This window comes from Streptomyces kebangsaanensis (genome assembly GCF_001906585.1).
Lineage (GTDB): Bacteria > Actinomycetota > Actinomycetes > Streptomycetales > Streptomycetaceae > Streptomyces > Streptomyces kebangsaanensis.
In genome coordinates this window covers 18,613-31,503 of sequence record NZ_JUJA01000012.1, presented here as the reverse complement: position 1 = coordinate 31,503, position 12,891 = coordinate 18,613, and the positions used below count along the sequence as shown (strand labels likewise).

Here is a 12,891-nt window from a genome sequence, read left to right as displayed (position 1 = left end):
CCCCGCCGCGACTGCCCATGAGGGCACGCAGGGGACAGAGCCGTCCTCCCGCGTGCCGACAGGAGGTCGGCCATGAAGGTCACCAAGGTCGCAGACCCCATTCTTCCGCTCTGCCAGCGTCTGCTCCCCTGCAGGCTCGCGGGGCTCTCGCTGGCCCTTCTGAAGGCGACCGCCCTGGAGCTCGCGATCCTCGCGGGGCACCTTCTCCTGTATCCCTCGGGCATCGTCCAGGAGCGCCGCTGCCAGGACGGCCGGCTGCCCGCGCCGCACGACGCCGCCCAGCTGCCGGCGGAGGCGAAGCCCCCGGTCGTGCTGCTGCACGGGTTCATCGACAACCGCTCGGTGTTCGTCCTGCTGCGCCGCAACCTCGCCCAGCACGGCCGGCAGCGGGTGGAGTCCCTCAACTACTCGCCGCTGACCTGTGACATCCGCACCGCGGCCGAACTGCTCGGCCGGCACATAGAGGAGATCTGCGAGCGCACCGGCAGCAGGCAGGTCGACGTCGTCGGTCACAGCCTCGGCGGACTGATCGCCCGCTACTACGTGCAGCGGCTCGGCGGCGACCTGCGGGTCCGCACCCTCGTCACCCTCGGCACCCCGCACTCCGGCACCCGGGTGGCGCCGCTGGCCAACGCCCACCCGATCGTGCGCCAGATGCGCCCCGGCTCCGAGCTGATCGAGGAGCTGTCCCGCCCGGCGCCGGACTGCCGCACGCAGTTCGTGAGCTTCTGGAGCGACCTCGACCACCTGATGGACCCGCTGGAGTCGGCCTGCATCGACCACCCGGACCTGCGGGTGGAGAACGTCCAGGTGAGCGGGATCGGACATCTCGCCCTGCCGGTGCATCCCGCCGTCGCGACCGGGATACGGCAGGCGCTCGACACCGTGCGGCCCGGCGACCCGTCCGTCGCGCGCGCCGGCGGTCTGACGGTGGCGTGACGGCACGACGCAAGTCGAACAAGCCTCGAACAAAAAGCCAAAGTCCTGTCGACGGACCGGCGAAACACGGCTGAATGCCCGTTTCCCGTGTTCGGGAAACCTGTCGAAGATTGTCGCGTCCGCATACCGCCGGGTACAGTCGCCGCACTGCTCTGCCAGCCCCTGTTGTCGAGGCGAAAGAGAAGTTGGTGAACGACCGTCACCCGTCGGGGAGCGTGGCCGCCCCGGCCCCGGCTTCCGATGCCGCCTCGACGCCCTACGCGTCGTACGACGCACAGGAAGCCGCGTACGGCGACTTCACCACCTACGGCGACTACGGCGCCACCGGTTTCCAGACCGGCGCCTACGGCACGGGGAGCTTCCCGGCCGACCCCCTCTTCGGCGGCCTCCCGGCCAACGACGCCCACACCACGGGCTCCTACGACACCGCCCACTGGTCCACGGGCAGCCACCAGACGCCGAACCACGACCCGTACGCGGCCCAGCACCACGCCGCCTACGACACCGGCGCGTACGACACGACCGCCTGGACGACGGGCTACCCGCAGCAGGCCGCCGTACCCCATCAGTCCGGGCCCGTCGACACCGGCGGCCAGTGGGACGCGAACGCCTGGCTGCAACCGGACCAGCCGGCCGACGGCGGCACCCAGCAGTGGGACTGGGGCACGCAGGCCTTCGACACCGGCGCGTACGACGCCACGCAGTGGAACAGCGACGGCACCACCACGGCCGCCGAGGACTTCGACGGGACCGGGCAGCAGGAGCAGCACGAGCAGCACGGTGAAATCCCCTCGCCGGAAGGGGAGTCGGCGGCCACCGGCGAGATGCCCGCCCTCCCGCCGCTGCTCGACGACGAGGAAGAGGTCGCCCCGGACCCGGTTCCGCGAGCGGCCTCCCGCAGCGCCAACCGATCCCGGCGCCGTCCCCCCGCCAAGCGCTCCGCGCTGCTCACGGTGGCCGTGCCCTCGGTCTGTGTGATGGGCGTCGCGGGGATCGCCGCGGCCTCCGTGGGCGGACTGACCGACGACGGCAAGGACACCTCGGCGGCCGCGGCCGACGCGCCCACGGTGAAGGCCTCCACCGCCAACGCGAAGCTGGACACCCAGTTGCGGAACGTGTCCGCGGGCGCGAACGACTTCGCCGGCCGGGCCAGCCGCTACCAGGAGCGCATCGACCTCAAGGCGCAGCAGGCCGCCGAGCTGAAGAAGGCGGCGGAGGAGGCGGCCCGCAAGGAGCGCCTGCGCCCCAAGTTCGCCCTTCCCGTCATGCCGAGAGGACTCAGCGCCTACTACGGCCAGGCCGGCGTGAACTGGATGTCCGTGCACAGCGGCATCGACTTCCCCGTCTCGTACGGGACGACGGTGATGGCCGCCACCGACGGCACGGTCCGCACGGAGTGGAACAGCGCGTACGGCAACATGATGATCGTGACCGCGATGGACGGCACGGAGACGTGGTACTGCCACCTCTCCAGCCACCGGGTTCCCTCCGGTACGACGGTCAAGGCCGGAGACCCGATCGCCTACTCCGGGAACTCCGGCAACTCCACCGGTCCGCACCTGCACTTCGAGGTCAGGCCCGGCGGGGGGTCGCCCATCGACCCGCTGGCATGGCTGCGCAGCCACGGCCTCAACCCGACGTAGGTCCCCCCGCTACAGCTTCTCCACCGGCGCGTACCGCAGCAGCAGCCGCTTGGGCTTGGCGTCGCCGAAGTCGATCGTCGCCTCGGCGTTGCCGCCGGTGCCCTTGACCGCGACCACCGTGCCCAGGCCGAACTGGTCGTGCGTGACCCGGTCGCCGACGGCGAGGGACACCACCGGCTTCTCCGAGGCACGGCGGGTGGCGAACCCCGAGGCGCCGGACGCCGAGGAGCGGGACCGGGACGACGACAGCGAGGCCGCCACCCCGGACGCGGGACCGGAGGACAGGGGCGCCGAGCCGCCCGTCCGCTTCCAGTCCACGTGCACCGGCGGGATCTCCTCCAGGAAGCGGGAGGGCGGGTTGTACGACGGCTGCCCCCACGCGCTGCGCATCGCCGAGCGCGTCAGGTACAGCCGCTCCCGCGCGCGCGTGATGCCGACGTAGGCCAGGCGCCGCTCCTCCTCCAGTTCCTTGGTCTGGCCGAGGGCGCGCATGTGCGGGAAGACGCCGTCCTCCATGCCGGTGAGGAAGACCACCGGGAACTCCAGGCCCTTGGCGGTGTGCAGGGTCATCAGCGTGATGACCCCGTCGCTCTCGTCCTCGTCCGGGATCTGGTCGGAGTCGGCGACCAGGGCGACCTGCTCCAGGAAGTCGGACAGCGCGACCGACTCGCCCTCCCCGCGCTCCTGCTCGAACTCCAGGGCCACGGCGGCGAGTTCCTGGAGGTTCTCGATACGGGTCTCGTCCTGCGGGTCGGTGGAGGCCTGCAACTCGGCCAGGTAGCCGGTGCGTTCGAGGACGGCCTCCAGGACCGTGGCCGGTCCGGCGCCGGACTCGGCGATCGTCCGCAGGTCCTCCATCAGCGTGTTGAACCGCTTGACGGCGTTCGTGGAGCGCGCGGCCATGCCGTACGCCTCGTCGACGCGGCGCAGCGCCTGCGGGAAGCTGATCCTCTCGCGGTGGGCGAGGGCGTCGACCATCGCCTCGGCGCGCTCGCCGATGCCCCGCTTGGGCACGTTGAGGATGCGCCGCAGCGGGACGGAGTCCTCGGGGTTGGCCAGCACGCGCAGGTAGGCCAGGACGTCCCGGACCTCCTTGCGCTCGTAGAAGCGGACGCCGCCGACGACCTTGTAGGGGAGGCCGACGCGGATGAAGACCTCTTCGAAGACGCGGGACTGGGCGTTGGTGCGGTAGAAGACGGCGACGTCGCCGGACTTGGCCTCGCCCGCGTCGGTGAGGCGGTCTATCTCGTCGGCGACGAACTGCGCCTCGTCGTGCTCGGTGTCGGCGACGTACCCGGTGATGCGGGCGCCCGTGCCGGCGTTGGTCCACAGGTTCTTCGGGCGGCGGGACTCGTTGCGCTCGATGACCGCGTTGGCGGCGGACAGGATCGTCTGCGTCGAGCGGTAGTTCTGCTCCAGCAGGATCGTCGTCGCGTCCGGGTAGTCCTCCTCGAACTGGAGGATGTTGCGGATGGTCGCGCCGCGGAAGGCGTAGATGGACTGGTCGGCGTCGCCGACCACGCACAGCTCGGCGGGCGGGAGGCCGTCCTCGGCGGCGCCGACGAGTTCCCGTACGAGGGCGTACTGCGCGTGGTTGGTGTCCTGGTACTCGTCGACCATGACGTGCCGGAAGCGGCGGCGGTAGTGCTCGGCGACGTCCGGGAAGGCCCGGAGCAGGTTGACCGTCGTCATGATCAGGTCGTCGAAGTCGAGGGCGTTGGCCTCGCGCAGCCGTGACTGGTACAGGGCGTAGGCCTGGGCGAGGGTCTTCTCGAAACCGTCGGTGGCCCGGGCGGCGAAGTCCTCCTCGTCGATCAGCTCGTTCTTCAGGTTGCTGATCTTGGCGCTGAAGGACTTGGGCGGATAGCGCTTGGGGTCGAGGTCCAGGTCGCGGCAGACCAGGGCCATCAGGCGCTTGGAGTCGGCGGCGTCGTAGATCGAGAAGGAGGACGTGAAGCCGAGCTTCTTCGACTCCCTGCGCAGGATGCGCACGCACGCGCTGTGGAAGGTCATCACCCACATCGCGTTCGCGCGCGGACCGACGAGCTGCTCGACGCGCTCCTTCATCTCGCCGGCGGCCTTGTTGGTGAAGGTGATCGCCAGGATCTGGCCGGGGTGGACGCCCCGCTCTGCCAGCAGGTGGGCGATGCGGTGCGTGAGCACGCGGGTCTTGCCGGAGCCGGCGCCGGCCACGATGAGCAGCGGGGAGCCGGAGTGGACGACGGCGGCGCGCTGGTTGTCGTTCAGCCCCTCCAGGAGCGCGGCCGGATCCACGACCGGACGGTGGGCGCCGTCGCGGTAGTAGGCGTCCCGCTCACCGGCCTCCGGGTCCGGGGGCACGTCGAACTTCCCGCCGAACAGATCGTCCGGAACCGGCTCCGGAGCGTGATCGTCCTCGGGCGGCGGCGGGGGCTCCTCCTCGTGGCCGCGCGGGGCCTGGAGGTCCGCCAGGAAGCTGTCGTCAAAGAGGCTGCTCATCGCTCTACGAGTCTAGGACGCTCCACCGACAACCCGTGGCCGCCCCGGAAAGATGACCGTTTCCGCCGGGCCGCGCCCTCCCCCGGACCGCGTCGACAGCGAGGTAACGAAAACATATCGGAACCGTATCGGACATACTGCGCACTGAACTTCACACAAGTCACACAAGTTGGTTAGCGTGCCGTCCGGCCGCACGACCCCCCACCGGCGAACGTCGCCGGACGGTGCGGCCTCCGCCGAGCCGTGAACCGACCCGGCAGGCGGACGACGGAAGGAGTCGCTCCCCTTGGCGTCGCACCGCAAGGCGCATCCTGCGGCCACGGCCGCCCCGGCCTCGGTGGCCCTGGCCTCCCAGGCCCCGGAGGCCGTCCCCTCGGACGACGGCGGCAGGCCGAGCCTCGAAGAGGTCGAGAAGAAGCTCGACTACCTTTACGGCCGCGCCGGTTCGGCGACCGTGCGGCGGGCCGCCCAGGAGAAGCAGGAGAAGGGGACACGGCAGCGCGGCCTGGTCGCGGCGCTGCTCGACGACGTCGCCAAGCGCACCGACGTGCTCGGCAAGGCACGCCAGAGGCTGGGTTCGTTCTCGGCGGCCCCGTACCTCACCGGTGACACCGCCTCCGAGACCGCCGACCTGCTGCTCGCGGAGACCCCGCAGGGCTACTTCGACCAGGCACAGGTGATGAGCCGGCTGAACGCGCGCCACAAGGGTCTGGCCGGCGGCCGGGCCACACGGCCGGCCGCGCCCCCGCGACCGCGGGAGGCCCCCCGGGCCCCCGAGCCGCCGGCGGAGCCGCGGTACGACATCGCCACGGCCAAGGCCGCCGTGCAGGAGAAGCTGGCCCACGCGCGCGTACTGCTGTCGGCGACGACCGTGCGGGAGGCCACGGCCCCGGACCCCCTGGAGCCGACCGGACCGGGACTGCCCGACCCGGCACCCTCCGAGCCTGCGTGGTCCGGACCCGCGCCCTTCGGACCGGCGCCGTCGGGACCCGCGTCGCCCGCCCCGGCGCCGTCCAACCCCGCGCCGCCCGGCCCGGCACCCTCCGGGCCTGCGTGGTCCGGACCCGCGCCCTTCGGACCGGCGCCGTCAGGACCCGCGTCGCCCGCCCCGGCGCCGTCCAGCCCCGCGTCGCCCGACCCCGCGCCGCCCGGCCCGGCGTCGGACTCCGCGTACGCGATGTGCGCGACCAAGGCCGAGAAGGCGCTCGCCTTCGCCCGCGCTCAGATCGGCAAGCCGTGCGTCTGGGGTGCGTCGGGCCCCGGGTCGTACGACTGCTCCGGTCTCACCCAGGCCGCGTGGAGGGCCGCCGGCGTCACCCTGCCCCGCGCCACTCGCGACCAGGCCCACGCGGGGACCGCGGTTCCGCTCGCCGAGGCGCGGCCGGGCGACCTCGTCCTCCTCGCCTCCCCCTCCGGCGACACCGACCACGTCGGCGTCTACGCCGGCGACGGCGTGATGATCCACGCCCCGGGCCCCGGCGCCCACGTCCGTGAGGAATCGATCCACCGCGACGGCGAGACGTCCGTCCACCGCGTGGTGCGCCCCGCCTGAAAAGGATGCCCTTTCGCGTGCACCCGCGCGCGTGCCCCGCTCGCACGGCGCGCGGAGGTACTTAGCATCGGGCCATGCCCGGTACCTCACCCTTCCGCGTCTGGTTGGCGCAGCGTCCGCCGGCGGCCGGGGCCGCCGTGATGGCCACCGGCATCCTCTCGACCGGGCTGGATCTGACGGGCCACGAACTGCTGTCCCTCGTGATCCTGGCGGTGGGCTGCGTCGCCTGGCTGGCGTTGGCCGCGGACTTCGTCGCACGGCTGCTGGGCGACCGGTCGCGGTGGACGGCCGAGGCGGGGACGCCCGCCGCGCTCACCGCCGTCGCCGCGACGACCGTGCTCGGCACCCGTTTCTCGGCGCTGGGGTGGCAGCCCCTCGCCGGGGCGCTGCTCGCGCTGGCCGTCGTGCTGTGGCCGTGGCTCATCGTGCTGGTCGTCCGCAACTCCCGGCGGCCCATGCCCGGGGCGGTGTTCCTGAGCTGCGTGGCCACGGAGGGCCTGGCCGTGCTCGGCGCCACCCTGGCCAGGGCGGAGGCCACGGCATGGCTGGCGCACACGGCACTGGTGTTCTTCTGGCTCGGGCTCGCGCTCTACGTCCTCGCCCTGGGCTGCTTCGACCTGCGCCAGATTTTCGAGGGGCCCGGGGACCAGTGGGTGGCGGGCGGGGCGCTGGCGATCTCGACGCTCGCCGGCGCGAGGCTGATCGCCGTCGGCAGCGGCGGCCCGTACCTGTGGAACATCGACGACAGCGGTGTGCTGCGGACGGTGACCCTCGCGCTGTTCGTACTCGACCTGTGCTGGTACGCCGTGCTGGCCGTCGCCGAGGTGGTGCGGCCCCGGCCGAGCTACGACGTACGCCGCTGGTCGACCGTGTTCCCCCTGGGCATGACGGCGACGGCGGGCCTGTCCCTCGCGGCCGCCGCGGACGTCCCGTTGCGTGGGCTCGGGGAGGTACTGCTGTGGGTCGCGGTGGCGGCGTGGCTGGCGGTCGCCGCCGGGGCGGTGCTGGACGCGCGCGCGGAACTCAGGGCGCTGAGCTGAGCGTCACGTCCACAGCACGGCGATGAAGATGTTCGCCGTGGTCGCCAGGCCCACCAGGCCGAACATGCCCTTGTCCACCTTCTCCTCGTCCCGCTTGACGTAGACCAGGGCGAGGATCACGATCAGCAGCGCCAGCTTCACGCCGATCTTGATGTTGTTCACGTGGTGGCTGTCGGCCTCGTTGAGCCCGACCAGGACGACACCGGTGACCAGCATGGTCAGCGCGCCGTGCAGCATGGCGGGCACGAACCGGGCCGTGCCCTGGCCCATCGCCTTCATCTGGGTGAGGAAACCGCCGAGCAGCGCGGCGATGCCGACGATGTGCAGACCGACGAAGAGATGGATGAGTACGTCCATGAGGCCGGAGCCTAGCCAGCGGCCCGTACGCCCCGGACACCGGCCCGTCCCTGTAGCACCTCGCGCGGCCCGCCCGCCCCTGAAACCCCGTATCGGTCATCGCAGTACGTGAAGGCGGTGCGCTTGTGGCCGGGCCCCGGTCGCACACGGTCACCCGGCGCACCTCTCACACCACTTCCGTACATGCCGTCACCGGACCGCCACGGAGCGCTTTAGCGTCCTCCCCCAGGTGACCGGCTCCCCACCGCCGCCCGGACCGGGGACGGCAGCCGGACACCACCGCCGAGAAGGTCCGGCGGCGGCCCGCTGCCCCTGTGCGGGCCGCCGCCGGACGCGCACCCGCCCCCGCGGGGGCAGGACGAAGGGACGTGACGCTCCACGTGGCAGCGCACCGCAGGCGCAGCCGGCATCCGCTCGGCGGCAGCACGGTCCGTACGGCCGCCACGATCGCCCTCGCGGGCGCCGCGACGGCGGCCGGCCTCGACGGCACCGGACAGGCCGCGCCGCAGCCCACGCCGGAGCAGGTCAGGGCCAGGGTGGACCAGCTGTACCGGGAGGCGGAGACCGCCACCGAGAAGTACGACGCCGCCCGGGAGAGGGCGGACGCGGCCGAGAAGCGGCTGAGGACACTGGGCGACGAGGCCGCCCGCAGACAGGAGAAGCTCAACTCGGCGCGGGACGCGCTGGGTTCGATCGCCGCGGCACAGTACCGGGACGGCGGGGTCGACCCCGTGGTGCGGCTGCTGCTGTCCGACGACCCGCGGCAGTACCTGGACGGGGCCGCGTTCGCCGAGCGGGCGGGAGCCCGGCAGACGGCCGCCGTGGCCGACGTACGCAGACACCTGAGGGAGATCGACCAGCTGCGCGGGGACGCGCACGTGGAGCTGACCTCCTTCACATCACGGCAGGCGGAACTGCGCCGGCAGAAGAAGACGATCACCGCCAAACTGGACGAGGCCCGGCGGCTGCTGTCCCGTCTGTCACCGCGACAGCGCGCGGAGACCGGCGGGACCGGGGACACCGGACACGCCATCCCCGCCGACGCACAGGTCGCGTCCGGCGCCACCAGCTCCCGGGCGGGGGCGGCCGTCGCCTACGCCTACGACAAGCTCGGCAGCCCCTACGTGTGGGGCGCGACCGGCCCCCACGCCTTCGACTGCTCGGGCCTGACCCAGGCGGCCTACCGCTCCGCCGGTGTCTCGCTCCCCCGCACCACCTACGCCCAGATCAACGCGGGACGTCGCGTCCCACGCTCCGAACTGCGCCCCGGAGACCTGGTGTTCTTCTACTCCGGAATCAGCCACGTCGGCCTCTACGTGGGCAACGGCCGGATGATCCACGCCCCGAACCCCTCGGCCCCGGTCCGCCTGGCCCCCGTCGACGAGATGCCGTTCGCGGGGGCGACGCGGGTGGTGTGAGCGGCGGAGCCCCGCTCACACCAGCCGGCGTGCCGTCGCCCAGCGGGTCAGCTCGTGGCGGTTGGACAGCTGGAGCTTCCTCAGGACCGCCGAGACGTGGGACTCCACCGTCTTCACGGAGATGAAGAGCTGCCTGGCGATCTCCTTGTAGGCGTAACCGCGGGCGATGAGGCGCAGGACCTCCCGCTCGCGCTGGGTGAGCCGGTCGAGGTCCTCGTCGACCGGCGGGGCGTCGGTCGAGGCGAAGGCGTCGAGGACGAAGCCGGCCAGACGCGGGGAGAAGACGGCGTCGCCCTCCTGGACCCGGAAGATCGAGTCGATCAGGTCCGCGCCCGTGATCGTCTTGGTCACGTAGCCGCGCGCCCCGCCGCGGATCACGCCGATCACGTCCTCCGCCGCGTCCGACACGGACAGCGCGAGGAAGCGCACGGGCCGCTCCGTGTCGGCCGACAGCGCGGCGCAGCGCCGCAGCACTTCCACCCCGCCGCCACCGGGCAGGTGGACGTCGAGCAGGACCACCTCCGGCCGGGTCGCGGTGATGACCGTGACCGCCTGGTCGACGTCCGCGGCCTCCCCGACCACCTCCACGCCGGTCTGCTCGGTCCGGCCGATCTCGGCCTGGACCCCGGTGCGGAACATGCGGTGGTCGTCGACGAGGACCACGCGCGCGTGCCGCCCGCCCGCCCCCGCCGTCTCCGCTCCGGTCGTACCGTTCGCCTCGGTCGGGTCGCTCATCACGTGTTCTCCGCCCTCTCCATCTCCAGCTCGACCTCCGTGCCGCCGTCCGGCACGTTCCGCAGCCGGGCCGTCCCCCCGTTGCGCTCCATACGGCCGATGATCGATTCTCTGACACCCATCCGGTCCGCGGGTATCGCGTCGAGGTCGAAACCGGGTCCGCGGTCCCGGACGGACACGAAGACCGTCCTGCCCTCGACCTCGGCGTAGACCTGGACGGCGCCGCCCTCGCCACCGTACTTGGCGGCGTTCACCATGGCTTCCCTCGCGGCCTGCATCTGGGCACCGATCCGGTCGTCGAGCGGGCAGTCGCCGACCACGACCACCTCTATGGGGACGCCGTGCTTGTCCTCGACCTCGGCGGCGTTGCGCTTGACCGCCTCGGCGAGGGTGTCCGGTTCGTCGGCCTCGTCCTTGCCGTTGCCCTCCGGCTTGTAGAGCCAGGCGCGCAGGTCGCGCTCCTGGGCGCGGGCAAGGCGGCGGACCTCGCCCGCGTTGTCCGCGTTGCGCTGGATCAGGGTGAGGGTGTGCAGCACCGAGTCGTGGACATGGGCGGCGACCTCGGCACGCTCCTGGGCGCGGATGCGCATCAACCGCTCCTCGGAGAGGTCCTGGGTCATGCGCACGAGGTAGGGGCCTGCGAGCAGGGTGATGCCGACGAGGACCGCGAGGGCCGCCTGGAGGACCGAGCCGAGGTGGGCGGCGGACCCCTGCAGCACGAAGATGGTGGAGACACCGGCCGTGACCAGCAGGACGCCCGCACCGGCGCGCAGCAGCGTGAGCGTGCGGCGACGGCGGCCGACCTCCACCCAGCGGGCCCGGCGGGCGTTGTCCGCCTGGCGCCAGACCAGGGCGACGCCCGCGGCGACGAGGACGGCCGGCAACAGGTACACCTTGGCGCCGTTGCCCAGGTTGACGCTGCCGACGAAGGCCATCGCGACGACGACCATGAGGAGCAGGGCGACGATCTGGCCCTTGTCCGGTTTGCGGGCCACGATTCTGCGGCGGCCGTCCGGCGAGGTCTCCGCGGTGACGAAGGACGGCGGCTTCTGGCCGCCGACGCCGCCCACGCCCAGGGGTACGAAGAACCAGAAGGCCGCGTAGAGCAGGGCGCCGAGCCCGTCGGCCATGAACAGGCCGACGAAAACGAGCCGCACCCAGACCACGGGCAGCCCGAGGTGCCCGGCGAGGCCCCGCGCCACTCCGCCCAGCCAGCGTCCGTCGCTGCTGCGGTAGAGCTTGCGCGGCGGCCACGGGTCGTCGAGAGGCACTGCTGCGGCTTCCGGCATGCCATTGATGGTCACACGGCCGGCGCGGCCGGGACATCAGGGTCCGCCCCCGAGACGCCCCTGATCTTCGACGACGCCCGGCGGTCGCGGCCCGGCGGTCACGGCCCGGCGGGCCGGTCACAGGCACCCCCGGCCGCGGCTCAGGGACGAATCAGGGTTCGGCCAGGGTCGTCCCGGCTGCCGCGGCGGCGGCACGCCCGTCACCATGGACGCATGACGAATCACCAGCATGCCGCGCCGGGCTCGGGTCCCGGCCCCGGCCCCCGCCCGGCCCAGGGCGCCGGGCCGCGGGACACCGTGCCCGGCGCGAGTGCGGGTGAGGAGCCGCGTGCGCACGAGCGGGCGAGCGCGCGGCGAGCGGACGGACGGCCGGGCACGGCCGGCGAGGCCCGCCCGACCGGGGAGGAAGACGTGACGGGCACCACGGGGGCGGCGAAGCAGCCGGGCACACCCACCGGGCCGCGGCCGGACCCGGACGCCCGGGCCGGGGCGGACCCGGGAGCCGAGGCAGGACCGGAGGACGCCCGGGCCGGGGCGGGGTTCCGGCGGGAGCGGCCGCACAGGGTGATAGCGGGGGTGTGCGCCGGGCTGGGCCGGCAGTGCGACATGGACCCGGTGATCTTCCGGATCACGCTGTCCGTGCTCGCCGCCACCGGCGGGATCGGCCTCATCTTCTACGGCTTCGCCTGGCTCTTCGTGCCGTACGAGGACGAGGACGAGAACGAGGTGCGCAAGCTCCTCACCGGCCGGGTGGACGGCCAGGCGCTGGCGGCCGTGATATTCGCGCTGGTCGGCTGCGGGGCGTTCCTGTCGATGCTGAGCAACGCCAGTGTGCTGACCTTCGGCGTCGTACTGTCCCTGCTCCTCGCGGGGGCCGGTTACTGGTCGCAGCACCGCGGTGCCCCCGACCCCGACCCGCTGGCCGCCCAGGCCGTCGCCGACGCCCCGCCGGAGGCGCAGGCGCCACCGGTGCCCGCCGCCTACCCCTCCTGGTGGCGCGACCCGATCGTCAAGGACGGCACCCACGTCGGCGGCACGGGCTACCTGTGGGGGCCGCGGGACTCGCGGGACCGGGACGTCGCCGCGGCCGTCAACATCAGCCTCGGCCTCCGCGAAAGCGAGGACGTACGCCCGGCCTGCGCCAAGCCGCGCCTCCCGCGCGGCCCACGCTGGATCGGCGGCTGGGTCTTCCTGCTGGCTCTGCTCGCCGGTGGCCTCGGCACCGGGCTGACCTGGCACGACCACGCGCTGGGCACCAGCCTGCAGGCCGGCCTGGCCTGCGCGCTCGCCGTGTTCGGCCTGGGCATGGCGGTGAGCGCCTTCCTGGGGCGGACGGGTGCCGGTTCGGTACTGCTGGCACTGGTCACCGCGGCCCTGCTCGCCGTCTCCGCGGCGCTTCCGAAGGACATCAGCACGCACTGGGCCCACCGGACGTGGCAG

10 protein-coding genes are annotated in these 12,891 nt (G+C 72.9%); 6 read left to right on the top strand and 4 right to left on the bottom strand.

All coding sequences use genetic code 11. The annotated features are described in order from the left end of the window. The first annotated feature begins 72 nt into the window (after positions 1 to 72). On the top strand, positions 73 to 939 hold the full coding sequence (locus RH94_RS01135) for an esterase/lipase family protein (RefSeq protein ID WP_073945804.1): 867 nt from the start codon (positions 73 to 75) through the stop codon (positions 937 to 939). A 74-nt stretch (positions 940 to 1,013) separates the two neighbouring features. Beyond that, positions 1,014 to 2,582, top strand: coding sequence for a M23 family metallopeptidase (locus RH94_RS01130; RefSeq protein WP_073945803.1), 1,569 nt, complete (start codon positions 1,014 to 1,016; stop codon positions 2,580 to 2,582). A 9-nt stretch (positions 2,583 to 2,591) separates the two neighbouring features. Here the strand turns inward: RH94_RS01130 and pcrA are convergent, their stop codons facing one another. Beyond that, on the bottom strand, positions 2,592 to 5,060 hold the full coding sequence (pcrA, locus tag RH94_RS01125) for a DNA helicase PcrA (protein WP_073945802.1): 2,469 nt from the start codon (positions 5,058 to 5,060) through the stop codon (positions 2,592 to 2,594). 286 nt (positions 5,061 to 5,346) lie between these two features. Between pcrA and RH94_RS41100 the strand changes: the two genes are divergently transcribed. Together RH94_RS41100 and RH94_RS01115 are read left to right on the top strand one after the other, a co-directional pair. Next, positions 5,347 to 6,612: a C40 family peptidase gene (locus RH94_RS41100; protein ID WP_073945801.1), complete on the top strand. Its 1,266-nt coding sequence runs from the start codon at positions 5,347 to 5,349 to the stop codon at positions 6,610 to 6,612. Positions 6,613 to 6,686: 74 nt separating this feature from the next. Further along, positions 6,687 to 7,652, top strand: a complete 966-nt coding sequence (locus tag RH94_RS01115) for a tellurite resistance/C4-dicarboxylate transporter family protein (RefSeq protein ID WP_073945800.1) — start codon at positions 6,687 to 6,689, stop codon at positions 7,650 to 7,652. 3 nt (positions 7,653 to 7,655) lie between these two features. Here the strand turns inward: RH94_RS01115 and RH94_RS01110 are convergent, their stop codons facing one another. Then, complete coding sequence (locus tag RH94_RS01110) at positions 7,656 to 8,009, bottom strand: hypothetical protein (RefSeq protein WP_073945799.1); 354 nt, start codon at positions 8,007 to 8,009, stop codon at positions 7,656 to 7,658. Between the two features lie 368 nt (positions 8,010 to 8,377). Between RH94_RS01110 and RH94_RS01105 the strand changes: the two genes are divergently transcribed. Further along, positions 8,378 to 9,427 carry a C40 family peptidase gene (locus RH94_RS01105; protein ID WP_234425437.1) on the top strand — a complete coding sequence of 350 codons (1,050 nt, stop codon included), beginning with the start codon at positions 8,378 to 8,380 and terminating at the stop codon, positions 9,425 to 9,427. 15 nt (positions 9,428 to 9,442) lie between these two features. Here the strand turns inward: RH94_RS01105 and RH94_RS01100 are convergent, their stop codons facing one another. Both RH94_RS01100 and RH94_RS01095 read right to left on the bottom strand, forming a co-directional pair. Beyond that, positions 9,443 to 10,162, bottom strand: coding sequence for a LuxR C-terminal-related transcriptional regulator (locus tag RH94_RS01100; RefSeq protein WP_073945797.1), 720 nt, complete (start codon positions 10,160 to 10,162; stop codon positions 9,443 to 9,445). Continuing rightward, complete coding sequence (locus RH94_RS01095; RefSeq protein WP_073945809.1) at positions 10,162 to 11,451, bottom strand: ATP-binding protein; 1,290 nt, start codon at positions 11,449 to 11,451, stop codon at positions 10,162 to 10,164. The genes RH94_RS01100 and RH94_RS01095 overlap by 1 nt, the downstream gene beginning before the upstream one ends. 213 nt (positions 11,452 to 11,664) lie before the next feature. Here RH94_RS01095 and RH94_RS01090 point away from each other — a divergent pair. Further along, on the top strand, positions 11,665 to 12,891 hold a 1,227-nt coding region (locus RH94_RS01090; RefSeq protein ID WP_234425436.1), incomplete at its 3' end, for a PspC domain-containing protein.

Coding starts and splice junctions, on each gene's coding strand:
- RH94_RS01110 (WP_073945799.1), bottom strand. CDS start 8,009: ATGGACGTACTCATCCATCTCTTCGTCGGTCTGCACATCGTCGGCATC.
- pcrA (WP_073945802.1), bottom strand. CDS start 5,060: ATGAGCAGCCTCTTTGACGACAGCTTCCTGGCGGACCTCCAGGCCCCG.
- RH94_RS01135 (WP_073945804.1), top strand. CDS start 73: ATGAAGGTCACCAAGGTCGCAGACCCCATTCTTCCGCTCTGCCAGCGT.
- RH94_RS01115 (WP_073945800.1), top strand. CDS start 6,687: ATGCCCGGTACCTCACCCTTCCGCGTCTGGTTGGCGCAGCGTCCGCCG.
- RH94_RS01130 (WP_073945803.1), top strand. CDS start 1,014: ATGCCCGTTTCCCGTGTTCGGGAAACCTGTCGAAGATTGTCGCGTCCG.
- RH94_RS01100 (WP_073945797.1), bottom strand. CDS start 10,162: ATGAGCGACCCGACCGAGGCGAACGGTACGACCGGAGCGGAGACGGCG.
- RH94_RS01095 (WP_073945809.1), bottom strand. CDS start 11,451: ATGCCGGAAGCCGCAGCAGTGCCTCTCGACGACCCGTGGCCGCCGCGC.